General features: G+C 72.5%; 21 protein-coding genes and 1 riboswitch. Of the genes, 15 read left to right on the top strand and 6 right to left on the bottom strand.

Features of this window, described 5'->3' with window-relative positions; all coding sequences use genetic code 11:
- Positions 1 to 34: 34 nt before the first annotated feature.
- From CW362_RS19185 to CW362_RS19160, 6 genes are all read right to left on the bottom strand, one after another.
- Positions 35 to 571: a hypothetical protein gene (locus CW362_RS19185; RefSeq protein WP_103550735.1), complete on the bottom strand. Its 537-nt coding sequence runs from the start codon at positions 569 to 571 to the stop codon at positions 35 to 37.
- A gap of 274 nt (positions 572 to 845) precedes the next feature.
- On the bottom strand, positions 846 to 2,375 hold the full coding sequence (locus CW362_RS19180; RefSeq protein WP_162684125.1) for a hypothetical protein: 1,530 nt from the start codon (positions 2,373 to 2,375) through the stop codon (positions 846 to 848).
- A gap of 156 nt (positions 2,376 to 2,531) precedes the next feature.
- Positions 2,532 to 4,391, bottom strand: a complete 1,860-nt coding sequence (locus CW362_RS19175; protein ID WP_103550733.1) for a HEAT repeat domain-containing protein — start codon at positions 4,389 to 4,391, stop codon at positions 2,532 to 2,534.
- A gap of 245 nt (positions 4,392 to 4,636) precedes the next feature.
- On the bottom strand, positions 4,637 to 4,996 hold the full coding sequence (locus CW362_RS19170; RefSeq protein WP_103550743.1) for a hypothetical protein: 360 nt from the start codon (positions 4,994 to 4,996) through the stop codon (positions 4,637 to 4,639).
- Positions 4,997 to 5,084: 88 nt separating this feature from the next.
- On the bottom strand, positions 5,085 to 5,807 hold the full coding sequence (locus CW362_RS19165; RefSeq protein WP_103550732.1) for a hypothetical protein: 723 nt from the start codon (positions 5,805 to 5,807) through the stop codon (positions 5,085 to 5,087).
- A gap of 169 nt (positions 5,808 to 5,976) precedes the next feature.
- Positions 5,977 to 6,402 carry a hypothetical protein gene (locus CW362_RS19160; protein WP_103550731.1) on the bottom strand — a complete coding sequence of 142 codons (426 nt, stop codon included), beginning with the start codon at positions 6,400 to 6,402 and terminating at the stop codon, positions 5,977 to 5,979.
- 197 nt (positions 6,403 to 6,599) lie between these two features.
- Here CW362_RS19160 and CW362_RS19155 point away from each other — a divergent pair, with 197 nt between their 5' ends.
- From CW362_RS19155 to CW362_RS19085, 15 genes are all read left to right on the top strand, one after another.
- On the top strand, positions 6,600 to 8,834 hold the full coding sequence (locus CW362_RS19155; protein ID WP_103550730.1) for an N-6 DNA methylase: 2,235 nt from the start codon (positions 6,600 to 6,602) through the stop codon (positions 8,832 to 8,834).
- A gap of 169 nt (positions 8,835 to 9,003) precedes the next feature.
- Positions 9,004 to 9,603, top strand: a complete 600-nt coding sequence (locus CW362_RS19150; protein ID WP_103550729.1) for a hypothetical protein — start codon at positions 9,004 to 9,006, stop codon at positions 9,601 to 9,603.
- A 38-nt stretch (positions 9,604 to 9,641) separates the two neighbouring features.
- Complete coding sequence (locus CW362_RS19145) at positions 9,642 to 11,126, top strand: serine/threonine-protein kinase (protein ID WP_276313681.1); 1,485 nt, start codon at positions 9,642 to 9,644, stop codon at positions 11,124 to 11,126.
- Positions 11,127 to 11,301: 175 nt separating this feature from the next.
- Entirely contained in the window at positions 11,302 to 12,129 is an 828-nt protein-coding gene (locus tag CW362_RS19140; RefSeq protein WP_103550727.1) for a glycoside hydrolase domain-containing protein, read from the top strand.
- A 219-nt stretch (positions 12,130 to 12,348) separates the two neighbouring features.
- Positions 12,349 to 13,008, top strand: coding sequence for a SurA N-terminal domain-containing protein (locus CW362_RS19135; RefSeq protein ID WP_103550726.1), 660 nt, complete (start codon positions 12,349 to 12,351; stop codon positions 13,006 to 13,008).
- Positions 13,009 to 13,193: 185 nt separating this feature from the next.
- Complete coding sequence (locus tag CW362_RS19130) at positions 13,194 to 14,231, top strand: nucleoside triphosphate pyrophosphohydrolase (RefSeq protein WP_103550725.1); 1,038 nt, start codon at positions 13,194 to 13,196, stop codon at positions 14,229 to 14,231.
- A gap of 184 nt (positions 14,232 to 14,415) precedes the next feature.
- Complete coding sequence (locus CW362_RS19125) at positions 14,416 to 15,687, top strand: cytochrome P450 family protein (protein WP_103550724.1); 1,272 nt, start codon at positions 14,416 to 14,418, stop codon at positions 15,685 to 15,687.
- A 315-nt stretch (positions 15,688 to 16,002) separates the two neighbouring features.
- Entirely contained in the window at positions 16,003 to 16,902 is a 900-nt protein-coding gene (locus CW362_RS19120) for a transglycosylase family protein (RefSeq protein WP_338069067.1), read from the top strand.
- 182 nt (positions 16,903 to 17,084) lie between these two features.
- A riboswitch (cyclic di-AMP (ydaO/yuaA leader) is annotated at positions 17,085 to 17,277 on the top strand.
- A gap of 4 nt (positions 17,278 to 17,281) precedes the next feature.
- Positions 17,282 to 18,001, top strand: coding sequence for a LysM peptidoglycan-binding domain-containing protein (locus tag CW362_RS19115; protein ID WP_103550722.1), 720 nt, complete (start codon positions 17,282 to 17,284; stop codon positions 17,999 to 18,001).
- A gap of 364 nt (positions 18,002 to 18,365) precedes the next feature.
- Positions 18,366 to 19,652, top strand: coding sequence for a phosphopyruvate hydratase (gene eno, locus CW362_RS19110; protein WP_103550721.1), 1,287 nt, complete (start codon positions 18,366 to 18,368; stop codon positions 19,650 to 19,652).
- A gap of 129 nt (positions 19,653 to 19,781) precedes the next feature.
- Positions 19,782 to 20,258: an FtsB family cell division protein gene (locus tag CW362_RS19105; protein WP_103550720.1), complete on the top strand. Its 477-nt coding sequence runs from the start codon at positions 19,782 to 19,784 to the stop codon at positions 20,256 to 20,258.
- Between the two features lie 40 nt (positions 20,259 to 20,298).
- A complete protein-coding gene (locus CW362_RS19100; protein WP_103550719.1) occupies positions 20,299 to 20,868 on the top strand; it encodes a DUF501 domain-containing protein in 570 nt (189 codons plus the stop codon).
- On the top strand, positions 20,865 to 21,836 hold the full coding sequence (locus CW362_RS19095) for a Ppx/GppA phosphatase family protein (RefSeq protein WP_103550718.1): 972 nt from the start codon (positions 20,865 to 20,867) through the stop codon (positions 21,834 to 21,836). The genes CW362_RS19100 and CW362_RS19095 overlap by 4 nt, the downstream gene beginning before the upstream one ends.
- A 556-nt stretch (positions 21,837 to 22,392) precedes the next feature.
- On the top strand, positions 22,393 to 23,781 hold the full coding sequence (locus CW362_RS19090) for an NAD(P)/FAD-dependent oxidoreductase (protein ID WP_103550717.1): 1,389 nt from the start codon (positions 22,393 to 22,395) through the stop codon (positions 23,779 to 23,781).
- A 226-nt stretch (positions 23,782 to 24,007) separates the two neighbouring features.
- A complete protein-coding gene (locus CW362_RS19085; RefSeq protein WP_103550742.1) occupies positions 24,008 to 25,297 on the top strand; it encodes an SAM-dependent methyltransferase in 1,290 nt (429 codons plus the stop codon).
- The last annotated feature ends 11 nt before the right edge of the window (positions 25,298 to 25,308 follow it).

Below are 25,308 nucleotides of genomic sequence, written 5' to 3'. Positions count from 1 at the left end.
CCGCGGTGGGCGGAGGCCGTCGGCCCCGGCGCCCTCAGCCGAGTCCGTACGCGGCCGATGCGTACGGGGCCGCCTGCTCCGGGGTGAGGTAGCGGGAGACGCGTACGAGGACCGGGCCGTGGACGTAGTCGTACTCGGCCAGGGCCGGGGAGGACTCGGCGATGCCGCGGATGTACTCCGCGCGCGCCCTGGCGTCCGACGCGTCGGCGAACACCTCGACGGCGCCGCCGCGTTCGACGGCGCCGGGGTCCGCTCCGGTCACCTGGGAGGCCTGGACCCAGCTGTCCGAGAAGGTGACCTTGGACGTGTACTCGCCCGGGCGGCCGAGCAGGTGGTTCGGGTCGTTCTCCGCCGTGACGGTTCCCGTCAGGGTCGCCGTCCGCACCCGTGCGGACAGGGACCGGAACGCGGCCCCCGCCGTGAGCTGTCCGTCCGCGCGCGTGCTCGCCCTCGCGGGTTCGTGCGCGTCGGCCGGGGTGTTCGAGGGCGCGTTGCCGCACGCGGTCAGGAGAGCCAGGAGGGCGACGACGGGTGCGACGGCCGAAGAGGCGGCGGAGGTGGTTCTGTGCATGCCGGAGATGCTGGCGGTCGAGCCGTCGTGGTGTGTCCGTGTAGCGGAGTCGTTACGCGGTGTTCCCATGATCGAGGCCGTGTTCGACCGGTGCGTGCGGGAGCTTCGCCGGGTGCGGCGGGGCGGGGGAACCGGCAGGGCTTCCCGTGCCGGTGGGGTGAGGTGTCGAAGACCTCACCCCACGGCACGGGAGCCCCGCTCGTCCTCGGACCGGGCGGCGTCACCCGGTCGAGGCCGCGCCGGAAGGCTTCCCGCGTCGTCCTGCGGGGAGCCCTCAGGACCGCCGGCGCCTGCGTGCCGTGGCGAACAGGACCGTGCCGGCGCCCGCGGCGAGGACGCCCGCCGCTCCGGCGATCCACGGCGCGGCTCCCGCTCCCTTGCCCGGCACCTTCACGACGATGGCGGCGGTGTCGTTCCCCGTGTCGCTGTTGCTCTCGCGCAGCACCTCCAGCCCCACCTTGCCGGGCTTGAGTGCGGACGCCTTGTCGATGCGCAGCTCGAAGGGCCACACGAGGCGCTCACCGGAACCGACCCACCACTCGTTGTTCTCGCCCCTGCACGTGTAGACGCGGCCACCGGGCCTGGTCTCGTGGTCGTCCTCCGTCCAGCACCGTTTCGGAACCTTCACCACGGTCGTGCCCGGAGGAATCGTGATCGTCGTCTGGACCGAGGGATCTTCGAGGGGCTCGGTGCCCGTCCAAGTGCGCATTCCGCCGGGGCCGTTGTCGCGGTATCCGACCTGCACCGTGACCACGTCGCCCGGCCGTCCCTCCGCCGAGGCGCCGACGGCTTCGACGTCCGCCGTGGTGTCGACCTTGTAGGCCGGTCCGAGACCCCTGGAATGCGGCTTGCCCGGAGGTGCGCTGTCCGGGCGCGGTACGAGCTTCAGCTCGGGTCCCTTGCCGGGGTGGACGTCGGTCATCCTCCTCAGCTGGTCCGTGTCGCCCAGATGGCTGATCAGCACCGTGCCGAGTGCGTCGTCGTCGATCCTGAGCGGGCCCGGGGACACGTCGAAGGAGTCGCCCACCTCGATCGTGTCGTCGAAGTGACAGACCGCCGCCGGGAACGCCAGGTCGGTGAGGGTCCCCGGATCGCTGTCCATGGGGAGGGGCAGCTTGCCGTACGTGCAGTTGCCGAACTCCTGCTTGAACGAGCCGTGCGCGGCATGCATGGAGAAGTCGGTGCCCTTGAGCGTGTTCGCGCCGAAGTAGGTGAAGCCCGCCCCGGGACGCACCTCGGCGCCGGGCTTCACCTCTCCCTTCACCGCTCCCGTCGCGCGGTCCTGGACGAACCCCTCGTCCTTGATGTCGACCTTCCACACCCGTTCGGTGATCGCGGCTCCGTCGGCCCGTCCGCTGACCCGGATCTCGCCGGTGGTCCCGCCCCGCGCGCCCTTCAGGCTCCGCACCCGGAAGTGGCCGAGCCGGGTCGTCCTACCAGGTGCGGGGGCTTCCTTGCCCTGGCAGACCAGGACGCCCTCGGTCTTCTTCTCGCATCCGGAGAAGGGGGTGGTGACGTCCACGGCCCCGACGAGCGAGCTGTAGTCGACGGTGAGCGTGTACGACGTGATCTTCGTCTTGCCCGTGTTGGTCAGCGTCACGTGATTCACCGCGTTCGGGTCCATGTCCGTATAGGGCACGGCCTCCAAGGTGTAGCTGCCCACGGTGCCGCCGCCGGCACCCGAGGCGACCTCCAGCCCCGCACCGGCGGCGACCGCATGCTCGGGCGGCACACCCGCCGTCGTGACCACTGCCAGTAACCCGGCCGCGGCCCACGCCCCCCGCGGCACTTGGGTCACCTTCATGGAACCCCTCCCAAGACCAAGCAATACACGCCGTGAACGGCGCGAGAACAATGACCTTCTAGACAAGACGGGGTGCCGAAAGGTTGTGCGGGCTCCGGCGGCGCGGGCCGAGGCTGTGGCGTGGTCGACCGGTGAGGCCGGACGCGATGGATCCGGTCAGCCGAGCAGGAGCAACATCCTTGACAGCGTGCGCAGTTCGTCGTCCGGGTGGTCGTTGCCCGAGAAGGGGGAGTCGGGGAGCAGGCGCTTGGGGGAGGAGACGTAGGAGCGGAGGACGGGGTGGAGTTCCTTCGGGGAACGGCCCGTCGCGACGAGGGCCTTGAGGGCGCTGACGCCGACCGGGCTGGGGCCGGCCAGCTCGGCGAGGACGGGGACCGCGCGGTCCGGGGATCCGGTGATCCAGTGGTGGGCCTCGGCGGCCGCCTTGCGCGTCCAGTCGTAGCCGGCTTCCAGCAGGGGCTCGACGAGGGGGAGCAGCGGAGCGGCGGCGCCGCCCAAGGGCTCCAGGCCGCTCAGGTACCAGTGGGTCTGGCCCTTGGACGAGAGCAGTTCCTCGTGGACGCGGAGAGCCACGGAGGGGTCGTCGGTCAACCGGTGGTGGGCCACGGCCGCCGTCCCCCTCAGCGAGGGGTCGCCGCTCCCCGTGGCGTCGAGCAGCAGGTCGACGACCTCCGGTGTGCGTACGCCGTTGGCGCCGAGTCGGCGGGCGGCGACGATGGCCGCGCGGCGGGACTTCAGGCAGTCGACCAGTTCGGGCCGGGCGGCGACGGCCGCGGTGGTGCCGAGCGGGTCCAGGGCCTGGACCAGGGCGATGCCGTCGTTCCCGGTGGCGCCCGCGGCCAGTTCGCGGCGGATCACGGGTATCAGCCGGTCGGCGGCCTCCGGGAAGTGCCGGGCCGCCGCTTCGAGCAGCCGCGCGGTGGGGCGTTCGAGCACCAGGTCCAGGGCGCGGGGGTCGCGGGAGTTCACCAGGGCGAGGAGCGCCGGTTCGGCGAACTCGTCGGCGGCGCCCGCGTACCGGTGGAGCGCGTCCTGGAGATCGGCGTCCGGTTCGGGCGCATGGCCGATCCAGTGGCCGATCGTGCGGAGCAGGGCGTTGGGCTTGTCCTGGTGGGGCAGGGCGGCCAGCGACAGGGCCAGGACCTCGTGCTCGCGGTCGCGCCACTTCTCGGCGATTCCCCCGGCCAGCCAGGAACCGCGTGAGCCGACGTCCCCGGCCGCGATCCAGCGGGCGGCCACGGTGAGGGCGACGTCCGGCTCCCGGCCGAGCAGGTCGGTGAGCCGCTGGTCCTGGGTGGTGGTGTCCGACCACGGGTAGTCGTCGTCCCCGGGGTCGGGCTCGGCGCCGTCCTCGGCGAAGACCTCCACGAGCTCGGGCGCGTACGGCGGGCCGGACCGTTCCGCGGCCAGCCGGGCCGCGGCGAGCCTCACCTCGGACAGCGGGCTGTCCAGGGGTTCCAGCCTCCGGCCGAGCAGGTTCAGGACGATCAGCGCGTCCGCCCGTACCGCCGGGACGGGGTCGTCGGCGTAGAGGCCGTCGACCCGTTCGACGGCCAGGGCCCGCAACGCGTCCGGGAGCACGTCGGCCACGGCCGCGACCGTCCGCAGCGCCGCCCGGCGCACCCCGCGCCCGGGGTCGTCGAGGCACGGCAGCAGCTCCGGGAGCACCTCGCGGAGTTCCGCGCAGACCGCGGCGACGTGACTGCCGGGCCAGCGCGGCGACTCGACGAAGCCGGGGTTGTGGTCGGCGAGGACGGCGAGCAGCATCAGCAGGTCCTCGCGCTTGTGCGGCGCGTGCAGCACGGCGTGGGCGAGGAAGGGGACGGCGGGGGCCGAGGCCTGGTAGATCGAGCCCTGGTGGTGGATGTTGCCGTAGAGCTCGTAGACCGCCTCGTCGGCCGTTTCCTCGCCGTCCTCGTAGAGCGCCCTGATCAGCTCGGGCACGTCCTCGGCGGGGCCGTAGGCGTGGGTCAGGTCGGACCACCGGACGTCGTCCAGCTCGGCCGGAGATCTCATGCGCGCGCTCCTCGACTGATCAGCTGCGCCGACCATATCGACCGCCTCCGACGGCAACGCTCGTGTGCCATTGCGCGGACGCCCGGGGCGGCCATCCGCTCGGCGACGATCTGTTCGGCGACGATCTGTTCGGCACGAGCGGGAAGGTGCTGTGGTGCGAGGCGGGGCCGTCGCCCCGCGGCGGTCCCGGTGCGCGTCGGCGCGTGACCGGCAGGGCCCCGGTTCCGGGGCCTCGCCGGGAGGTGTCAGCGCATGTACGGGTTGCCGGGCGTCTGGGCCGCCCAGGGGCCGCCCGCGCCGGCCATGGCGTTCCGCGGGGTGGGCTTGTCGAACAGCGGGCCCAGCAGCAGCCATACGGCCAGGGCCAGGCAGGAGATGGCGATCAGTCCCAGGGCCGTGTCCCCCTTGCCCGCCGGGAGGTCCGCCAGCGACAGCGACCCCACCTCGTAGAGCGCGAACGCGCCGAAGGCGCCCCAGTCGGCCCCCCGGCCCCGGCGGATCGCCACGTACAGGAAAGGCACCCATACCAGCAGGCCGACCGAACCGACCGCCAGAACCGACCACGCCAGCCGCTGGAACCAGCCGGCTTCCAAGCGCTTGTGCATCACGCCCCCGAATACCGCATCGAACCCCCGAGAGGATTCCCGGGCTCCCGAGAAACCGCCCGGGGGCGCCATACTCCCATCCGGCAGGTCACGCGTGCTCGTGTTCGGCTTTCAGGGAGGTCACGATCCGGGCGGTCAGCTTCTTCGCCGTGGCCGCGCCGTTGTCGTGTCCGTCGGTGGACATCACCGTGACGACGTCCGTCCCGGACTGCGCGGCGATCAGGGTCGACCCGTTCTCCCAGGCGCTGTTGGTCAGGGTGATCGTGTAGGCCGCGTCGCCGAGACCGGCGGTGTCGGCACCGGCGACCTTCACCTTGGTGTGCGTGTCCGCGTCGGTGTAGGTCGCGCAGGAGCCGACGGCCTTCTTCAGGTCCGCCATCACCTTCGCCGCGGTCGTGCCGCGGAAGGTGTCGATCTCCTGGGCGATGTCCTCGGACGTGTTCTTGTTGACGTAGTCGTTCTGGGCGAAGGAGACGCCCGAGGCGCCGGTGATCGCTATCCAGCTCGTACCGCCGAGCAGCTTGCAGTCGGGCTTCGCCACGGGCGAGGAGCTCGGCGCGGTGTACGTGGTGCCGGTGTCCCGCGCGCCGCTCGGGTCCACCGCGAAACCGGCGGCGAAGAAGGAGGCGGGCGCCAGTGCCTTCTTGAGCTGCGCGCCCGTCAGCAGACCGGCGTTGGGGTCCTTGGACGGCTTCTTCGCCGTGGCGGCCGTGTCCGAGGTGCCGTCGGTCGAGGAGGAGCAGGCGGTGAGGGCGAGCGGGAGCACGGCGGCGGCGAGCAGCGCCTTGGCCGCGAAGGGGAGGTGACGCATCGGGATCTGTCCTTCGGAGATGAGGTCGGAACGGGCGAGCGCCCGTCCGGGCGGTGCTTTCGGTTGCGGGACCGTGGACGCGCGGGTCGCGCACGGTCGGTGTGGTGCGATGTCCTGAGGTGCTCGCGCCGCCGGTGCGGCGTCGGCGGGCCGGGCGTACGGCGACGGGTCAGCCGGTTCTCTTCCAGGTCCCGCAGCCGGACGTCCTGAAGTAGGTGTCCTCGCGGCTGATCGTGACGACGGCCGTGCCGGTGACGTCGCCTTCCGCGATGAGCGAGGCCGGGCCGCGACCGGGGTCCTTGGAGCGTTCCCAGTGGCAGGAGCCGGTGGTGTTGCCGGTGGTGCGGTAGGTGCCGGGTTCGACGTCCGGGCCGACCCGGAAGTCGCCGGTCCCCGTGAACGCGGCCCTTCCCTTTCCGGCCGTGTCGGCCGTGCCGGTGTGCTGCCGGGTGCCGGGCCGTGGAGTCGTGGACGCCGAAGGGCCCCTGTCGGTGCCGTCGGCCGTACGGCCGTGGTCGGCGCTGCCTGCGTTCGCCGAGACGACGCCGATGACGACGAGGCCCACGGTGGCACTCAGTGCGGCCCTGCCCTTCATGCCCACGGCTGTTCCCTCCCCGGCGGACGCCGTGATGGCGGCCGCTCGTTCGCTGGGTCAATAAGACCAGAGGCTGTGAATCGAGTCAACACGGTTCACGCGATATCTTGCGTGCGTGGCGTGAACGGGCAGATCTTGCCCGCGTCGGTATGCTCGGCGTCACACAGGGGCGAGTCGGGGCGAGAGGGGCGAGGCGAGTGCAGGACAACGCGACCGAGGTGACCGCCGCCGGAATCGCACGGCTGGCCGGCGTCGGCCGCGCGGCCGTGAGCAACTGGCGCCGTCGGCACGCCGACTTCCCCAAGCCCGTCGGCGGCACGGAGACCAGCCCGTCGTTCGCCCGCGCCGAGGTCGAGACCTGGCTGCGCGACCAGGGGAAACTCGCCGAAGTGCCCCTGCGGGAACGCGTCTGGCAGCAACTCGTCGGCCACCCCGAGGGCCCGGCCGCCGCACTCACCCACGCCGGCTACGTGCTGCTGCTCATCCACGACCGGCCGGCGAGCTGGCTCGAGGCGAGCGCCGGCTCCGACGAGCGCCTCGCCGCGCTGCTGCCGACCGCGCTGGAGCAGGCCGTCACCCCGCGGTTCGGCCCGGTGCGAGGCGAACGGGGTGTTCACGCCGAAACGGACACGGCGTCCTCGACGGCTGTGAACCGACCGGTTACGGTGAACCCACCGGTGACTGTGAACACCCCGGAAGGCGGTCCAGGAGGATCGCCGGCCCCGCACACCCCTGCCGCTCACACAGCCCTCACAGCCCTCACAGCCCCCGCAGGCCCCGCCGCCCCCGCGGTCCCAGCCCCCGCCGCCGCGGTGCACCTCCCCACCGGCCCCCAACTGCTCCCCTCCGCCCCCCTCCTCCGCGGTGTGGCCGAACTCGCCGCCGAGCTGGGTGCCCGCCAGGCCTTCGAGTTCCTGCTCGGACGGCACCTCGACGCCAACCCGCGCCAGTACACGCCCACCCCCACCGAGCTCGCCCGCCTCATGGCCGACCTCGCCGGCCCCGCCCGCACCGTCCTCGACCCGGCCTGCGGCACCGGCGCCCTGCTGCGCGCCCTCGACGCCCGCCCCGGCCAGGAACTCCACGCCCAGGACAGCGCCCCCGAACTCGCGGCGCTCACCGCGCTCCGGCTCGCCCTGCACGGCCCGGCCACCGTGCGCGCGGCCGTCGGCGACACCCTGCGTGCCGACGCCTTCCCGCGGCTGCGCGCCGACACCGTCCTGTGCCACCCCCCGTTCAACGAACGCAACTGGGGTCATGACGAACTGGCCTACGACCCCCGCTGGGAGTACGGCTTCCCGGCCCGTGCCGAGTCCGAGCTGGCCTGGGTGCAGCACGCGCTGGCCCGGCTGCGGGACGGCGGCACCGCCGTCCTGCTCATGCCGCCCGCGACGGCCTCCCGCCGTTCCGGCCGCCGCATCCGCGCCGACCTGCTGCGCCGCGGCGCGCTGCGGGCCGTCGTCGCGCTTCCGGTCGGCGCGGCGGCCCCGTACAACATCCCCCTGCACCTGTGGGTGCTGCGCCGGCCCGAGAAGGCGCCCGGCCGGCCCGAGGTGCTGCTCGCCGACACCGGGCAGTTCGCCGGCGAGGGGCGCGGCGGTCCCGACTGGGGGGCCGTCAGGGACGTCGTGCTCGACGCCTGGCGGGCCCACGACCGGGACGGCACCCTCCAGGAGCGGCCCGGTCTGGCGCGTTCCGTGCCCGTCATCGAACTCCTCGACGACGACGTCGACCTCGCCCCGGCCCGCCACCTCCCGCCCCCGGCGGCGGCCGACGGCGCCGAGCAGCTCGCGGCCGTGCGCGAGTGCCTCGACGAGACGCTGCGCCTGGTCACCGGTCTCACTCCTCCTCCCGCCACGACGGCGGGGCCCGCCCGCTGGCCGCTCACCACCGTCGGCGAGCTCGCCCGCGGGAGCGCCCTGGTGATGCGTACGGGCGGCAACGGCGGCCCCACGCGGGTGCCCGTCCTCACCGACCACGACGTCCTCGCCGGCACCGGCCCCACCGGGACCCTGCCCGAGAGCGACGACGAAGCCGTGCTGACACGGGCGGGCGACGTGGTGGTGCCGGTGCTCGGCGGCGGCTCGGTGGTCCGGGTGGTCGACGGCACGACGGCGGGCGCCGTCCTGGGACGCAACCTCGTGCTCCTGCGCCCCGATCCCGCGGCGCTCGACCCGTGGTTCCTCGCCGGGTTCCTGCGGGGCACCGCCAACAACCGCCAGGCCAGCAGTTACGCGTCCACCGCCACCCGTCTCGACGTGCGCCGGCTGCAACTGCCGCGGCTCCCGCTGGACGAACAGCGCCGCTACGGCGCCCGGTTCCGCGCGCTCGACGAGTTCGAGCGGGCGCTCAGGCACGCGGGCAGGCTGGGGGACCAGCTCGTGCGCGGCATGTACGACGGGCTGACGGACGGGACGGTGCCCCCGGGCTGAGGCCCCGCGCCCCCCACCCGTCACCCGGGTCGCGGGGCCCGCCCTTCGCGGCCGCCCGCGGCGTCGTCCGAGGTGATCGGTACGACAACGGCTGCGTACAACCCGGGACCGGTCGTCCGTGTCGGGCTATACGCTCGAACTCCTATCGAACCCAGGTCCGGGAGCAGTCATGTACGGCCACGGCGGGACGCCACCCACCCGCGGCGCGGTAACCGTCATCGCGTTGCGGGTGCTGTACGCCTCCTCCGCGATCCTGTCGTGGGGTCTGTTCGCCTGTGTCCCGTTGTTCCGGGTGGCGGTCCAGCGCGGGCGGTGGTTCGACTGGGCGGCGGCCTGGGCGTCGCTGCCGGTGTCCTTCGGCGCGCTCATGGTCGTCGGCACGGTGCCGTACAGCGACAGCAGGGGCGATGTCGCGCTGACCGTGGCGCTGCTCCTCGGCGTCGGCAGCGCCGCGTACTACCTGACCAGCGACATCCGTTTCCACAACGAGCGGCGGCGCTCCATGGCGTACGCGCCGACCCACCCGTGGACCGTGCCCGGGCCGTACGCCGGTCCGCTGTCCGCGCCGCCCGCCCCGCCGTACCCGGGCGTCCTCGTGCCGCAGCCGGCGCCTCCCGTACCGGGGGCGTACCCGCCGGTGCTCCAGCCCCCGCCGCAGCGGGTCGCGCCCGCCCGCATCGACCAGGTGCGCGCCGAGCTCGACGAGCTCAGCGACTACCTGCGCAGCCACGGGGACCGGCGCGACGGCGACCACGAGGGCGGACGGTGACCGGGGAAGCGGGGCACGTCGTCGCCGGGCGGTACGAACTGGCCACGCTCATCGGGCAGGGAGGCATGGGCCAGGTCTGGACGGCCTACGACCAGCGGCTCGACCGGCGGGTCGCGGTGAAGCTGCTGCGCCCCGACAAGGTGGCCGGCCAGGAGGCCGACGAACTGCGCCGCCGCTTCGCGCGCGAGTGCCGGGTGACCGCCCAGGTCGACCATCCCGGACTGGTCACCGTGCACGACGCGGGCAGCGAGGGCGAGGAGCTGTTCCTCGTCATGCAGTACGTGGACGGCGCCGACCTCTCCGACCACCTCGCCGAGCACGACCCCTACCCGTGGCAGTGGGCGGTCGCGGTCGCCGCGCAACTGTGCGCCGTGCTGAGCGCCGTGCACGCGGTGCCGATCGTCCACCGCGACCTCAAGCCGCGCAACGTGATGGTGAGGCAGGACGGCACGGTGACCGTGCTCGACCTCGGGGTCGCCTCCGTCATGGGCACCGACACGACCCGCCTCACGCACACCGGCTCCCCCATCGGCTCGCCCGCCTACATGGCGCCCGAGCAGGCGATGGGCGGCGCGGTGGGCCCGTACACCGACCTGTACGCGCTCGGTGTGCTGGTGCACGAACTGCTCAGCGGCGACGTGCCGTTCAAGGGCTCGACGGCGCTCGGCGTGCTGCACCGGCACCTGTACGAGCCGCCGCTGCCCGTACGCCGGCTGCGTCCCGAGATACCGGAGGCGCTGGAGGACCTGGTCCTGCGGCTGCTCGCGAAGGACCCGCAGCACCGGCCCGCCTCGGCGCAGGAGGTGTACGAGGACCTCGTGCCGCTCCTGCCCGCGCGCGGAACACCCACCGGGGCGCCGCTCGATCCCACGCGCCCCTTCCTGCGCCCGCACGCCCCCTGGCCGGACCGCGCGCGCACGCCCGCGCCCCGGCCCGCCCCCGAGGCGCGGGCCGCGGAGAAGGCAGACGTCGCCGACGCCGTCGACGAGGTGAAGCGCCTTCTGGGCGAGGGCCGCATCACCCAGGCCGTCGACGTCCTCGGCGCGATCCTGCCCGTCGCCGCACGGCAGCACGGCGAGCGCTCCCCGGTCGTGCGCACCCTGCGCAAGCAGTACGCGGCCACGCTCATGGACGACGGCCAGTACCGGCGCGCGCTGCCCGAACTGCGCCGCCTCGCCGACGAACGCGCCGCCGAAGCCGGCCCGGCCGACCCCCAGTCCCTGCGCCACCGCTACGAATCCGCCCAGTGCCTGGAGCAGTTGGGCGACCCGGCGGCGGCGCTCGCCGAGTACCGGGCGCTGCTGCCGTACTACGAGAACCAGTCCACGGCCGACGACCCGGAAACCGCCCTCGACGTCCGCCGCCGCATCGGCCACCTGCTGCTGGCGCTCGGCGACCGCGCCGCCGCCCACGACACACTGGCCCGGCTGCTGCACGACGTGGAGCGCCTGCACGGCCCCGGACACCCGCTCGCGGCCGAGATCCGGAGCGCCCTGCACTGGCTGGGGCAGGTGCGTGGCTAGTTTTTGCCGTGTCCTGAGAGGATCTTGTGACTCTCCAGGGGCTTTCTTTCCCGAACGGGCATGCGCGGCCGGTTAGGTTGCGCTCTGTTCCGTGCCGTGTGCGTCACGCTCCGCGCGACGTGCGTCTCGTCGCACAACCGGCCGGCATCACCGGCACGACCAGGGGTGGATCCACATGTCCGAGCACCGTCAGTCGAAGAAGCGCCGGTACATCACGTGGGGGGTGGCCGGGGCCGCCGTCGTGGCCGGCGCCGGGATCGCGGCACAGGCGTCGATGGCGACGACCACGTGGCCGGCCCAGAGAACCTACACGGGCCGCGCCTTCGACACCTGCGCGGCGCCCTCGTCGGCCGCCATGAAAGCCTGGAACACCGGCTTCTACGGCGCCGCCGCCGTCTACATCGGCGGCAAGAACCGCGGGTGCAGCCAGCCCAACCTGACCGCGTCCTGGGTGAAGTCGGTCAGCGCGCTGGGCTGGAAGCTCATCCCGCTGTACGTCGGCGCCCAGCCGTCCTGCCAGACCGGCAGCAGCCCCGAGAAGCTCACCCCCTCGACCGCCGCGTCCATGGGGGCGGCCGACGGCGCGGACGCGGTAGCCAAGGCCGCCGCCCTCGGCATGAAGGCCGGCAGCCCGGTCTACCTCGACATGGAGCCGTACGACCTCACGAACAAGGCCTGCAACGACGCCGTGCTCACGTATGTGCGCGCCTTCGACAAGGCCCTGCACGCCAAGACGTACCGCACCGGGTACTACGGCTTCACCAGCTCCAGCGCCAAGGCCGTCGCCACCGCGACCGACAAGACGGACCTGCCGGGCAACCTCTGGTACGCGCTGTGGGACAAGACGAACACCACGACCACCGACTGGCCGTTCGGCGCCACCCAGTACCCCGGCCACAGCCGCGCCCACCAGTACATGGTCAACAGCAAGGAGACCCGCGGCGGCTACACGATCACCGTGGACCGCGACGCCTGGGACGCGCCGGTCGCCATCACCGGCTGACGCGGGGACGGTCGGGGGCGGGTCAGCCGGCGGGTCGACCGGCCGTGGTCACCCGTACGGGCGGGACGCACGACCGTTCCGCGAGGCGGGGCGGGCCCGGCGGTGCCCGAAGTCGTCGTGAATCGTTGGTCGAATGGCTGGCCGAGAGGCGGGCCACTGCCTACCATCGATCACCGCAAGACTTTGTGCACCGTCGCACAATCTCCTCGGGAGGCTTCCTTGCACCGCCGTCGTCGCACCGCGTTCGTCCTCTCCGCCGCGATCGTCGCCGCGGCTCCTCTGCTCACCGGCTGTGGCAGCGACGCCCATCCGGGCGCGGCGGCCGTCGTCGGCGACAGCCGGATCACCGTCGCGGAGCTCCAGGGCCGGGTCGACGAGGTGCGCTCGGCGCAGCGGGCCGCCAGCAAGGACGACGCCCAGTACGCGCAGGTGGTCGCGAGCACCGGCACCCTCACCCGGGACACGCTGCACGGCCTGGTCCTGGACCGGGTCCTGGACCGGGCGGCGAAGAACGCCGGCGTGACCGTCACCCGCAAGGACACCCAGCAGATGCGCTCGGCCCTCGAACAGCAGGCGGGCGGCCCACAGGCGCTGGAGACGGCCTGGCTGTCGAACTACGGCGTGGCGCCCAGGCGTCTCGACGACAGCCTGCGCACCGAGATCGAGGCCCGCAAGCTCGCCTCCGCCCTCGGCGTCGACATGAACACCACCGACGGCAAGGCCGCCTTCTGGAAGGCGATGTCCGCCGCGTCCGAGGAGCTCCACGTCGACCTGAACCCGCGTTACGGCACCTGGGACGTCCAGAAGAGCAGCCGCGTCGACGCGAGGACGCCGTGGGTGCGCGAGGTGTCCGCTCCGGCGAGCCCGCAGCCCGCGTGATCCCGTGCGGGCCGTGTGATCCCGCGCGGCCCGCGTGACCGGTCTCGCGGGCCGGCGGACCGGCCGTGTCCCCGGGCCCTGTGGACAACTCCGGGGGTGCCCGCGGTGTGGGTTACGTTCGAGGGGTGAACGCAACCAGTGAACCGACCGGGGCCGCTCAGGGCGGCGAGGGGAGCGCGGCCGGCATGACCGCCGACGGCGCGAGCGCCGCCGACCCCGGCCGCATCGTCCTGCTCACCACCAGCCACCGTGTCGCGCCCGGCCTGCTGTCCTGGCCGGCCTGGCAGGCGCTGCGCGGTGCCGACCGGGTGCTGTGCTCGGACGGCGCGCACCCGCAGGTGCCGTATCTGCGCGAGGCGGGCATCGGGGTCGACGAGGAGGCCCCGACCGCGCGGGAGCTGGTCGACGCGTGCGCGGGCGGCCGCTCGGTGGTCGTCGTCGCCACCGGTGAGGGCGAACCCCGGCTCACCGACGGTCTGGCACGCCTGGCGGGTTCCGGCCGCACACGGATGCCGGACCTCGAGCTGCTGCCCGCCTCGTACGACCTGCCGGGCGCCCGCCTGCTCGACCTCGTCCAGGTGATGGACCGCATCCGCGCCGAGTGCCCCTGGTCGTCCCGGCAGACGCACGAGGGCCTGGCGAAGTACGGCCTGGAGGAGGCGTACGAACTCGTCGAGGCCATCGAGGAGGGCGACCGGGACGAGCTGCGGGAGGAGCTCGGTGACGTCCTGCTCCAGGTCGTGTTCCACTCCCGGATCGCCGAGGACGACACGGAGGCCCCGTTCTCGATCGACGACGTGGCCGGCGGGATCGTCGCCAAGCTGATCCGCCGGCACCCCCATGTGTTCGGCGACGAGACGGCCACGACGCCCGAGGAGGTCCGGGAGCACTGGCTGCGCACCAAGGCCGAGGAGAAGCGGCGTTCCTCCGTCACCCAGGGCATACCGCTCGGCCAGCCGGGCCTCGCCCTGTCGGCCAAGCTGTCGTCCCGGGCGCGTACGGCGGGACTCGACGTTCCGCTGCCCGCGGGGGAGGGCGTGGGGTACGAGCTGCTGGCGATGGCCGTCCGGGCCGAGGCCGAGGGCGTCGACCCCGAGGCGGCGCTGCGGGCGGCGGCGCGGACGTACCGTGACGCGATCCGCGGGGCGGAGGGCCTCGGGGCCCCCGGCGCGGACGGCCACGAGGACGACGACCACGAGGACGACGGCGGGTACGAGGGCTAGAACGGGCACGACGGCCGGGACGGGGGCGAGGGCGAGAACGAGGGCGGGCCCGGTGTCCGGGCGGTGGCGTGCCGGGCGGTCCGGGGGCGGGGGCACCGCCTCCCGCGGCCACCGTGGTCCGCGGGGCGCACCACCGGCGCCCCGCGGCCAGGAGGCCGCCGCCCCCTGCGGATACCGTCGGGGAGTGACCGAGCACGAAGCCTCCGCAAGCGCCGCCCCCGAACTCTTCACCTGGGAGTTCGCCACCGACCCCTACCCGGCCTACGCCTGGCTCAGGGAGCACGCGCCCGTGCACCGCACCCGGCTGCCCAGCGGGGTGGAGGCCTGGCTCGTCACGCGGTACGCCGACGCCAGGCAGACGCTCGCCGACCAGCGGCTGTCCAAGAATCCCGCGCACCACGACGAGCCCGCGCACGCCAAGGGCCGCACCGGGATCCCCGGGGAGCGCAAGGCCGAGCTGATGACGCACCTGCTGAACATCGACCCGCCGGACCACACCCGGCTGCGGCGGCTCGTCAGCAAGGCGTTCACCCCCCGGCGCGTGGCCGAATTCGCCCCACGGGTGCAGGAGCTGACGGACCAGCTCATCGCCGGGTTCGCGGCCAGGGGTTCCGCGGACCTCATCCACGAGTTCGCCTTCCCGCTCCCCATCTACGCCATCTGCGACCTGCTCGGCGTCCCGCGCGAGGACCAGGACGACTTCCGGGACTGGGCGGGAATGATGATCCGGCACGGCGGCGGGCCCAGGGGCGGGGTCGCCCGGTCCGTGAAGAAGATGCGCGGGTACCTCGCCGAACTCATCCACCGCAAGCGCGAGGCGCTGACCGCGGAGCCCGAGCCCGGCGAGGACCTCATCTCCGGTCTCATCCGCGCCTCCGACCACGGGGAGCACCTCACCGAGAACGAGGCCGCCGCCATGGCCTTCATCCTGCTCTTCGCCGGGTTCGAGACCACGGTCAACCTCATCGGCAACGGGATGCACGCCCTCCTGACCCACCCCGGGCAGCGGGCGCTCCTACAGGCCTCCCTCGCGGCCGGGGAGAGCGGGCTGCTGGAGACGGGCGTCGAGGAACTCCTCCGCTACGACGGGCCCGTGGAACTGGCCACCTGGCGGTTCGCGACCGAGGACGTGCGGATCGGCGGGCAGGACATCGCGGCCGGCGACCCCGTGCTCGTGGTCCTCGCCGCCGCGGACCGCGACCCCGAACGCTTCGAACAGCCGGACACGCTCGATCTCTCGCGACGTGACCTTCAGCACTTGGGATACGGCCACGGCATCCACTACTGCCTGGGCGCGCCGCTCGCCCGGCTGGAGGGGCAGACCGCGCTCGGCACGCTCCTCAAGCGACTTCCCGACATCCAACTCGCCGGGGAATCGGCCGATTTGCGCTGGCGCGGAGGGCTCATTATGCGCGGATTGCGCACGCTTCCGGTGGAATTCACCCCGGCCAAATAGGACTTGATCGGCCCATCGGCGACCCTTCGGCGCCTCTGCCGAACGAACCCTTCCGCATACCGGAAAGAGTGCCCTTCGGGCTAGCGGAACATGACGCTCCATCAAGTCTGTGATCTTCGCGTGATCTGTACTGCATCGACTTGTAACCAGCGTTCGACTGCGACTACCTTCACCCATCAACGCGGCGCCCGTGCTTCTCGTTCGGCGGGGGCCGTGCTGCTCCCCCGCTGTCGCTCGAAAGGCTCTCGCATGCTCTCCGGGAACGGCCGTCACCGTCGCCCTCGTCAGGCCCCGGCACTCATCGTCGCCGCAGGGGTGACCGGATCGGCGATCGCCATCCCGTTGCTCGCCGCGGCGAGCGCGAGCGCGGCCGACGGGACCACCTGGGACAAGGTGGCGCAGTGCGAGAGCGGTGGCGCGTGGAGCTCCAACGGGGGCAACGGGTACTACGGCGGCCTCCAGCTCGACCAGGCCAACTGGGAGTCGCACGGCGGCCTCGAGTACGCCCCGACGGCCGACCAGGCCAGCCGCTCGCAGCAGATAGCCGTCGCCGAGAAGGTGCTCGCCGACTCGGGTCTCGCGGCCTGGCCGACCTGTGGGCCGCTCTCCGGGCTCGCCAAGAGCTCGGGCGAGGTCAGCGTCGACACGGGCGTGGCCGGCGACTCGTCGAACACCGGGGACGAGTCCGGCTCGTACGTTTCGTCCGGCCTGGCCACTTCGCCCAGTTCGTCCCCTTCGACCGGTTCCTCGACTTCCGCCGATTCGGGTGACTCCTCGGACGCGACCGGCGACACCGCGAAGCCCAGCGCCTCGCAGAGCTCCGGCGCCTCGGACGCGAAGGCCGGCAAGGGCGACAAGGGTGACGAATCGGCCAAGTCCAACCAGAAGGAAGCCTCTTCGAGCGCCTCCGCCACGCCGGGCACTGGCACCGGGCGGCACCGTGGCGCGGACGCCGCGGAGAGCACGGCCGGCAGCCAGGCCGAGGCCTCGGGCGGGCGGCACGCCGCGAGCGCCCCGGGTCTCCCGAGCGGCGCCGTCGGCAACTCGTACGTCGCGGAGGTCATGGACAGCCTCTGGGGCACCTCCGACTCCCTCGGCTCCGAGGACGGGGGCGGCGAGCTGCTCACCGTGGACCAGGTGGCGGCCGACAGCGGTCCCGGCCTCGTCGTCCCTGGTCGGAGCATTGCCGCCGCTGCCGAAACGGCCCAGAACTAGCGGCAGTTCGCGTCACGGTTCGCCATGGAATGTCCCTTTTGGATCGAGTGAGACATGAGTCTCAGAAGCCCTGATCGTCTTTGAATTTCCGGCGATTCACTGCTTACGGTCGGACCGCTCGCCACAGCGGGCCCCGACGGTCGCAACGCCGAATCCTGCCGACGGCCGTACGGGAACAGTCGTCGCGTCATGCGCCGTGGGCAGGAGCGGGGGAACCAAGGTAAGTGCCGGTCCCGGGAGTTGAGAGACACCCGGGAACGGCTTGGGGTTAAGCCGCGTGCCGGACGTCCTGGAGACGGGACGGGGGCGCGTGGCCGGGCAACTCAACCGGCCCGAACCCGACAGCTCACCTCGCAGGCGTCGGTGAGGGGATCACTCCATGCTGTTTTCCGGCAAGGGCAAGCACCGCCGTCCCAACAAGGCCACCCGTGTCGCCGCGCTCGCCGGCGTCACCGGTGCCGCCATCGCCGCCCCGCTGATGGCGGCCGGCAGCGCCTCCGCCGCCACCGCCTCCGAGTGGGACGCCGTCGCCCAGTGCGAGTCCGGCGGCAACTGGTCGATCAACACCGGCAACGGTTACTACGGCGGCCTTCAGTTCTCGTCCTCCACCTGGGCCGCGTACGGCGGCACCGCCTACGCCTCGACCGCCGACCAGGCCTCGAAGTCGCAGCAGATCGCCATCGGCGAGAAGGTCCTCGCCGCGCAGGGCAAGGGCGCCTGGCCGACCTGTGGCGTCGGCCTGTCGAGCACCCCGTACGGCGGCGGCTCGGCCCCGGCGGCCCCGTCCGCCTCCTCCTCGAGCGGCTCGCAGAGCGCTCCCGCCCCCCGCGCGACGGAACAGCCCGCCACCCGTACGACGGAGCAGCACGCCGCCCGTTCCGCGGAGCGCCCCGCCGTCCAGAAGACCGTCACCACCCCGACCGGCAAGAAGGTCAAGAAGGGCGACGGCGAGTACAAGGTCGTCAAGGGTGACACCCTCAGCTCGATCGCCGAGAAGAAGCACGTCAAGGGCGGCTGGCAGAAGCTGTTCAAGCTGAACAAGGACATCGTCGCCGACGCCGACTTCATCTACCCGGGCCAGCAGCTGCACCTGCGCTGAACGGTGCGGCACGCGGGCTGACCTGGCCGTCTTCGGCGGAGGACGGTCACGGTCCCGGTTCTGCTCCGCGCCTTCCCGGCCGAGGGCCGCTCTCCCGCCGGGCCTCCGTGCCGGAGGCCCGGCGGGACCCCCGTACCGGAGGCCCACCGAGGCCCCCGTCCCCACGGGCTCCCCGCTCCGGCGCGTGTTCCCCCGCACGCGCCGGAGCGGGGTTTTTTATTTCTTTTTTTGTTCCGTTCAGGAACAATATGTACGCTCAGTTCCGCTCAAGGGGTGGTCGATCGCTGGCCGATCCCCGTGAGCCGGTTAGGCTCATCCCGCAGGGCTGCCGAGCCCCGCGTACCGCGTCACATCCCATAAGGAGATGCTCGTGCCGTCCATCGACGTCGTCGTAGCCCGGGAAATCCTGGACTCCCGAGGCAACCCCACGGTCGAGGTCGAGGTCGGCCTCGACGACGGCAGCACGGGTCGTGCCGCCGTCCCGTCCGGCGCCTCCACCGGAGCCTTCGAGGCCATCGAGCTCCGCGACGGTGACCCCAACCGCTACCAGGGCAAGGGTGTCGAGAAGGCCGTCCTCGCCGTCATCGAGCAGATCGGCCCGGAGCTCGTCGGCTACGACGCCACCGAGCAGCGCCTGATCGACCAGGCGATGTTCGACCTGGACGCCACCGACAACAAGGGCTCGCTCGGCGCCAACGCCATCCTCGGCGTCTCGCTCGCCGTCGCGCACGCCGCCTCCGAGGCGTCCGACCTGCCGCTCTTCCGCTACCTCGGCGGCCCGAACGCGCACCTGCTGCCCGTTCCGATGATGAACATCCTGAACGGCGGCTCGCACGCCGACTCCAACGTGGACATCCAGGAGTTCATGATCGCCCCGATCGGCGCGGAGTCCTTCTCCGAGGCCCTGCGCTGGGGCACCGAGGTGTACCACACCCTCAAGTCCGTCCTGAAGTCCAAGGGCCTGTCCACCGGCCTTGGCGACGAGGGCGGCTTCGCCCCGAACCTGGACTCCAACCGTGCCGCGCTCGACCTCATCCTCGAGGCCATCAAGCAGGCCGGTTACGTCCCCGGCGAGCAGATCGCGCTCGCCCTCGACGTCGCCGCGTCCGAGTTCTACAAGGACGGCGTGTACGAGTTCGAGGGCAAGTCCCGCTCGGCCGCCGAGATGACCGAGTACTACGAGGAGCTCGTGGCGGCGTACCCGCTCGTCTCCATCGAGGACCCGCTGTTCGAGGACGACTGGGCCGGCTGGAAGGTCATCACCGACAAGCTCGGCGACAAGGTCCAGCTCGTCGGCGACGACCTGTTCGTCACCAACCCCGAGCGCCTCGCCCGCGGCATCGAGGAGGGCACCGCCAACGCCCTGCTCGTGAAGGTCAACCAGATCGGTTCGCTGACCGAGACCCTGGACGCCGTCGAGCTGGCCCAGCGCAGCGGCTTCAAGTGCATGATGTCGCACCGCTCCGGCGAGACCGAGGACGTCACCATCGCCGACCTCGCCGTCGCCACCAACTGCGGCCAGATCAAGACCGGTGCCCCGGCCCGCTCCGAGCGCGTCGCCAAGTACAACCAGCTGCTGCGCATCGAGGAGATCCTCGACGACGCCGCGGTGTACGCCGGCCGCTCGGCGTTCCCCCGCTTCAAGGGCTGACCCGCGGGCTGACCCGCAGGGCTCAGCAAGCGTCCTCCGTACGTCCCCGTACCCGGTCCCGTACCGTGTGCGGGGACGTACGCACGTGACGGGCCCGTACGGCGGGCCGGTACTGGGGAGGCGGGACTCATGGCCGTGAAGGACCGGGACCGGTTCTCCACCTCGACCAGGCTGAAGCTGCTCGGCGAGCAGACGGCGGCCAGGGTCTACCGCTCCCAGACCAAGCGGCAGGCGCGCCGCTCCCGGCTGACCGGCCGGGCCGCGCTGCTCGCCATGGTCCTGTGCTCCCTGATCGTCGCCCTCGCCTACCCGATGCGGCAGTACGTCTCCCAGCGCGCCCAGATAGGCGAACTGGAGCGGCAGCGGGAGCAGGCCCGGCAGCGGGTCGAGCAGCTGCGCGACCTCAAGGCGCGCTGGCAGGACGACGCGTACGCGAAGCAGCAGATCAGGCAGCGGCTGCACTACGTGATGCCGGGCGAGACCGGCTACGTCGTGATCGACCCGGACGCCACCAAGCAGGCCCGTGCCGAACGGGGCGCCGCCGAGCGCCCCTGGTACACCGATGTCTGGGACGGCGTGGACAGGTCCGACGCCGCCGACCACTGACGACCCATGAACTGAACCAGAAAGACACGTGACTCACGGCATGGAAACGCCACCTCCCACCACCCCGCGCACCGAGCCCACCGACGCCGATGTCGAGGCCTTCAAGCAGCAGCTCGGCCGGCCGCCGCGCGGGCTGCGCGCGATCGTGCACCGCTGCCCCTGCGGCCAGCCGGACGTGGTGGAGACGGCGCCCCGCCTCCCCGACGGGACGCCGTTCCCGACCACGTACTACCTGACGTGCCCGCGGGCCGCGTCCGCGATCGGGACGCTGGAGGCCAACGGGGTCATGAAGGAGATGACCGAACGGCTGGCCACCGACCCCGAACTGGCCGCGGCCTACCGCGCCGCCCACGAGGACTACATCGCGCGCCGTGACGCCATCGAGGTCCTGGAGGGCTTCCCGAGCGCGGGCGGCATGCCGGACCGGGTGAAGTGCCTGCACGTCCTGGTGGCGCACTCGCTGGCCGCCGGTCCGGGCGTCAACCCGCTCGGCGACGAGGCCATCGCGATGCTGCCCGAGTGGTGGCGCAAGGGGGCGTGCGTGACGGCCCCGGGCGCACCGGCCGGCGAGTCCGCGGAGTCCGGCGAGTCCGGCGAGGACGGCCGGTGACCCGCGTCGCCGCCGTCGACTGCGGTACCAATTCCATCCGGCTCCTGGTGGCCGACGCCGACCCGCGGACGGGCGAACTCACCGACCTGGACCGGCGGATGACCATCGTCCGGCTGGGCCAGGGCGTCGACCGCACCGGACGGCTCGCCCCGGAGGCCCTGGAGCGGACCTTCGCCGCCTGCCGCGCCTACGCCGAGGCCATCAAGGAGCACGGCGCCGAGCGGCTGCGCTTCGTCGCCACCTCCGCCTCCCGGGACGCCGAGAACCGGGACGAGTTCGTGCGCGGGGTCCTGGACATCCTCGGCGTCGAGCCGGAGGTCGTCACCGGGGACCAGGAGGCCGAGTTCTCCTTCACCGGCGCGACCAGGGAGCTGGCCGGGCGCGACGACCTCGCCACGCCCTACCTGGTCGTGGACATCGGCGGCGGTTCGACCGAGTTCGTCGTCGGAACCGAACACGCGCGTGCGGCACGCTCCGTGGACATCGGCTGCGTACGGATGACGGAACGTCACCTCGTCCGCGACGGCGTCGTCACCGACCCGCCCACCGCGGAGCAGGTCGCGGCCATGCGCGCCGACATCGAGGCCGCCCTCGACCTCGCCGAGGAGACGGTCCCGCTGCGCGAGGCGCGCACCCTGGTGGGGCTGGCCGGCTCGGTCACCACGATCGCGGCGATCGCGCAGGACCTCCAGGAGTACGACTCCGAGCGGATCCACCACTCCCGGGTCTCCCTCGCGCGCGTCCGCGAGATCACCGAGTGGCTGCTGCGCTCCACCCACGCCGAGCGCGCGGCGATCGGCTCGATGCACCCGGGCCGGGTGGACGTGATCGGGGCCGGCGCCCTCGTCCTGCTCTCGATCATGGAGCGGACCGGGGCGGAGGAGGTCGTGGTCAGCGAGCACGACATCCTCGACGGCATCGCCTTCCAGGTGGCGGAGGACGCCGAGGCCGGCGGGCAGGGCGACTGACGTGCGCCGGCCCGTCGAGAACGGGCACGAGACGGCCCCGGGGCCCCTTTCACGGGGGACCGGGGCCCCGTCGTCCCCCGGCCGCCGCGGGGGCTCCGGACGCCTTGTCCGGCGACGTGGCACGGGTCTCCTTTGCTACCGATCAGTAGCCTCGGCTGAGCGGAACGGATAACGTATGAGCGTGCCGGAAGGGGTCCTGGAACCCCTCCGGAGAGGCCCCGTCGAGAAACTTCGTGAAGTTCTTCACAAGGAAAAAGGCCCTCCCGGGCGACGAAGGGGCCACTTGGGTCCTTCCGGGGGGCCCGGACGGTCCGGCAGCATGCTCGGTGAAGCGTTGCGACCGCGTTTCGGAGCGGTGGAGCGCGGGTGTGGTCCGCTGGGCCGAACGGGTCGGTCCGCAGCTCACACGGTGTTGACAACGGTACGAACCGCCCGGCGGTCCACCCCTGCCGCCATGGCCCCGGCCGAGGGGGCGGCGGAGTGTAGCAGAGGCCCTGCCGGAGCTTGTGAAGGGGCGCACGAGCGACCCCTCGGAAGCGGGTGGATACTCGATGGCATGAGCACCACGGAGCGTCCCAGGATCCTCGTAGTAGGCGGTGGGTACGTAGGCCTGTACGCAGCTCGGCGCATCCTCAAGCAGATGCGCTACGGAGAGGCGACCGTCACGGTCGTCGACCCCCGGTCGTACATGACCTACCAGCCCTTCCTCCCCGAAGCAGCCGCCGGCAGCATCTCCCCGCGGCACGTCGTCGTCCCGCTGCGGCGTGTACTTCCCAAGGCGGAGGTCCTCACCGGCCGGGTCACCACCATCGACCAGGACCGCAAGGTCGCCACGGTCGCCCCCCTCGTGGGCGAGGCGTACGAGCTGCCTTTCGACTACCTCGTCATCGCGATGGGCGCGGTCTCCCGCACCTTCCCGATCCCCGGCCTCGCCGAGCAGGGCATCGGCATGAAGGGCATCGAGGAGGCCATCGGCCTGCGCAACCACGTTCTCGAGCAGCTGGACAAGGCCGACTCCACCACGGACGAGGAGGTCCGCCGCAAGGCGCTGACCTTCGTCTTCGTGGGCGGCGGCTTCGCCGGCGCCGAGACGATCGGTGAAGTCGAGGACATGGCCCGCGACGCGGCCAAGTACTACAGCAGCGTGTCCCGCGAGGACATGCGCTTCATCCTCGTCGACGCCGCGGACAAGATCCTTCCCGAGGTCGGCCCCAAGCTCGGCCAGTACGGCAAGGAGCACCTGGAGAGCCGCGGTGTGGAGATCTACCTCTCCACCTCGATGGACTCCTGCGTCGACGGTCACGTCGTGCTGAAGAACGGCCTCGAGGTCGACTCCAACACGATCGTCTGGACGGCCGGCGTCAAGCCGAACCCCGTTCTCTCCCGCTTCGGTCTGCCGCTCGGCCCGCGTGGCCACGTGGACACCCAGACCACGCTCCAGGTGCAGGGCACGGACTACATCTGGGCCGCGGGCGACAACGCCCAGGTGCCGGACGTCGCCGCCCGCAAGGCCGGTGTCGAGAACGCCTGGTGCCCGCCGAACGCGCAGCACGCGCTGCGTCAGGCCAGGATCCTCGGCGACAACGTGATCTCCGGCATGCGGGGCTTCCCGCAGAAGGAGTACGCGCACGCCAACAAGGGCGCCGTGGCCGGTCTCGGTCTGCACAAGGGCGTCGCGATGATCGTCATGGGCAAGATGAAGATCAAGCTCAAGGGCCGTCTCGCCTGGTACATGCACCGCGGCTACCACGGTCTGGCCATGCCGACCTGGAACCGCAAGATCCGCGTCTTCGCGGACTGGACCCTCGGGATGTTCCTCAAGCGCGAGGTCGTCTCCCTGGGTGCCATGGAGACTCCGCGCGAGGAGTTCTACGAGGCCGCCAAGCCGGCTCCGGCCGCCCCGGCGCCCGCCGTCAAGACCGAGGAGAAGGCCAAGGCCTCCTGACCTCCGGTCACCGAACGCCCCGAAGGGGCCGCCCGCCATCCGTGGTGCGGGCGGCCCCTTCGGCGTTTCCCCGTCCCGCGGCCCGGTGGGCGCCGCGCGGCTCGCACGGCACGGTCCGTGCGCATGTTTTGTGAATCTGTGTCGCGGACGGGGGACCACGCGTCGAGCGGGTAGATGTTTACCGGGTGTCGGAGCGTTCGGGAGTGCTGTCTCGGAGGTGTACGCCATGCAGGACGCCGCGCCGCGGCTCAGAAGCCTTGTCGGACAGTTGCTGGGAGCCCCGCTCCCGTTGCGCGTCCGCGCCTGGGACGGTTCGGAGGCGGGCCCGCCCGCGGCTCCGGTGCTCGTCGTCCACAACCGGCGGGCCCTGCGCCGACTGCTGTGGAAACCGGGCGAGTTGGGTCTCGCCCGTGCCTGGGTCGCCGGTGACCTGGGCATCGAGGGCGACCTGTACTCCGCCCTGGACCTGCTGTCCGGTGTCGTCTGGGAACGCGCCGAGGACGCGCGCGGACCCGTCGCCGCGCTGCGCGACCCCGAGGTGCGCGCCGCGGTCCGCGGGCTGGTGCGGATGGCGGGATCGCCGCTGCCGCCCGCCCCGCCCGCCGAGGAGGTGCGCCGGAGCCGCCACCTGCACACCAGACGCAGCGACCGGCGGGCCATCAGCCACCACTACGACGTCGGCAACGACTTCTACGAGATCGTCCTCGGTCCGTCCATGGTCTACTCGTGCGCCTACTGGGAGGAGGGCGGCACCCTGGAGGAGGCCCAGCACGACAAGCTCGAACTCGTCTGCCGGAAGCTGGCCCTGAAGCCCGGTCAGCGGCTCCTGGACGTCGGCTGCGGCTGGGGCTCGATGGCCGTGCACGCCGCCCGCGACCACGGCGTGCGTGTGGTCGGGGTGACGCTGTCGCAGGAACAGGCCGCGTACGCCCGCAAGCGGGTCGCCGACGAGGGCCTGACCGACCGGGTGGAGATCAGGGTGCAGGACTACCGGGACGTCGCCGACGGGCCCTACGACGCGATCTCCTCCATCGGCATGGCCGAACACGTCGGCGCCGAGCGCTACCTGGAGTACGCCGAGGTGCTCGGCGGTCTCCTCGACCCCGGCGGCCGGCTGCTCAACCACCAGATCGCGCGCCGCCCGCAGCGCGACGAGTCCTCGTACGCCGTCGACGCGTTCATCGACGCCTACGTGTTCCCCGACGGTGAACTCGCGCCCGTCGGGACGACCGTGGCGCAGTTGGAGCGGGCCGGGTTCGAGGTGCGTGACGTCGAGGCCCTGCGCGAGCACTACGCGCTCACCCTGCGCCGCTGGGTCGCCAATCTGGAGGCCGGGTGGTCCCGTGCCGTCCGGCTCACCGGCGCCGGCCGGGCCCGTGTCTGGCGCCTGTACATGGCGGCCAGCGCGGTCGCCTTCGAACGCAACCAGATCGGTGTCAACCAGGTCCTGGCGGTGAGGACCTCCGGCGGGACCGGCGCGTCCGGGATGCCGCTGCGGGCGAGGACCTGGAACTGAGGCGAGGCGGG

It is taken from the genome of Streptomyces populi (assembly GCF_002911015.1).
Classification (GTDB): domain Bacteria; phylum Actinomycetota; class Actinomycetes; order Streptomycetales; family Streptomycetaceae; genus Streptomyces; species Streptomyces populi.
This window is presented reverse-complemented; position numbering and strand designations above follow the sequence as displayed.